Annotated in this window: 2 protein-coding genes; one reads left to right on the top strand and one right to left on the bottom strand. The window is 42.3% G+C overall.

The genetic code is table 11. The annotated features are described in order from the left end of the window. A partial coding sequence (locus L655_RS0123515) for a transposase (protein WP_024604693.1) occupies nucleotides 1-561 on the top strand: 561 nt, incomplete at its 5' end. Between the two features lie 239 nt (nucleotides 562-800). On the opposite strand, the gene L655_RS0123510 is transcribed toward L655_RS0123515, so the two are convergent. Beyond that, nucleotides 801-1,850: IS4 family transposase (locus L655_RS0123510; RefSeq protein WP_024606461.1), on the bottom strand; the 1,050-nt coding region annotated here is incomplete at its 5' end.

The following is a 1,850-nucleotide window of genomic DNA, read 5'->3' as shown; positions in this document are numbered from 1 at the left end:
ATGAGTGTATCTGCGCATGCCAGAAAACAAGACCCTTCGCTTCCTGAGTGCTGGCAGGCCAGACTGGTTCTTTATCCTGAGCCAATGGGGCCTGGAAAAATAAAAGGTCTGCTGTGCTCTTTGGATGATAAACAGGCCTTTGGTGCACAGGCCATTCTTGATGTCTATTTCGAGCGCTGGGAAATTGAAAATAGCTATGGAGAAATAAAACACCAGATGCTTGAGGATAGTATTCTTTTGCGTAGTCAGACTGTGGATGGAGTCAATCAAGAGCTATGGGGTATATTGCTAGCCTACAATTTAATTCGAGTAGAGATAAGTCGAATAGCCAAAGAGGCTAAAGTCTCCCCGCTGAGAATTAGTTTTGTCATGGCTTTGCGGGATATACAGGATGAAATACTCTGGTGTGCCATCGCTTCGCCAGGTTCAATTCCAAAGAAATTAAGGGCAATGCGAGAACGAGTGAAACGTTATATTCTTCCAGAAAAAAGAAAACGGCCCAAAAGTAGGACCGTTCGAATTTCAAAAACTCGGTACACCATTAAGTCAAAGCATGCTTAACTGAATGGTGTTATCAGTATTGCAGGGGCTTTTTCATGGGGAAAAATAATGTAGTAGTAATGCTTATACATTGTTTATCCCAATATATGAGCATTACACCCACTTAAACCCAAAACAACGCCACTGGTAACAGGGGCGTTGTTTAGTATGGGGAGCCAGCTAATATAGTAACTGAATCGATTAATTATTTAACGATTTATCCCTATTTGTAGCCCTCTCTATTGAGTAACACCACTCGTTTAAGAACGAGTGGTGCTTTTTCGTTTATATCTAACCGGATATTTTTGTGTCTTTGCCAGCACTGCTCGCGGATAAGCTTTTCGCTTTCTTTTCTCCGGTAATATTAGCCGTTTACCGTTTTCACGTAGTTCTTTTAGCTTTTTAGGGATTGTCCCGGGGCTTCGACCTGAGCACCATAAAAACTCGTCTTGTATCAGGTATAATGCGTTTATGAAACTGATGCGTAATGGCTCCACTTTATGGGCTTTAGCCATCTCTGCCATTTCAAGTCTCACGATATTGTATGACGTCAGAATACCCCAGAGCTCTTGATAAATACCTTCCTGTTTCAAGCTCCGTAGCGCTGGCTTATTAGATAATTGATATTGCTTGAGCTCACCATATCCTCGCTCTATTTCCCATCGTTGCCAATAAACATCGAGTAGCGCTTTCAGCGGGTACTTTTCTGGACAGGCGCATGAGGTGATGAACCCTTTTATTTCACCTTTAGGTGTCGGAATTTGAATAAGCCTTGCTTGCCATGTATCACCTAGGTAAGGGGCTGATTTTTTAGCTTGTGGCGAAATAGGCATTGTTATTAAGTGGTCGTAATCGCTAAATGATTCCGTTATTTCATAGCGCATTTTACTTTTGATGGGCGTAAGCCAATGATGATTTTCGCTAACACCTTGCCAGCTCGTGAATAGTTCAGCCGAAAAGAAACCTTTATCAAATAGAGTTAGTGAATGTTCAGGTGCTGAGCCAACAAGCTGTTGAGCATAATGAATTTCACTTTGAGTAATGGGGCCAAACGCTGCATCGGATATTAAATGCGTTCTTGTCGACATCAAGGTTACAGCAAGTACTGAGGGGAAGTTCGTTGTCGATTGAGCATAGCCAAAATGACGGTTACTCGGCGTATCTTGGGTTTTAAATTGTGTACCGTCAACGCTTAGCAGCTTTAAACCACACACGTCATCAAAAGTTTGCGACTGCTCCCACTGCGTTGCTGTATGTTTAAAAAGGTGTTTCATAGGCGCTGCGCCTAGCTTTTCTTTCCCTTTTATAAT

Source organism: Pseudoalteromonas sp. TAE79, from assembly GCF_000498015.1.
Classification (GTDB): Bacteria; Pseudomonadota; Gammaproteobacteria; order Enterobacterales; family Alteromonadaceae; genus Pseudoalteromonas.
The sequence above is the reverse complement of the archived record's forward strand: the minus strand, read 5'-3'. Positions and strand labels throughout refer to the sequence as shown.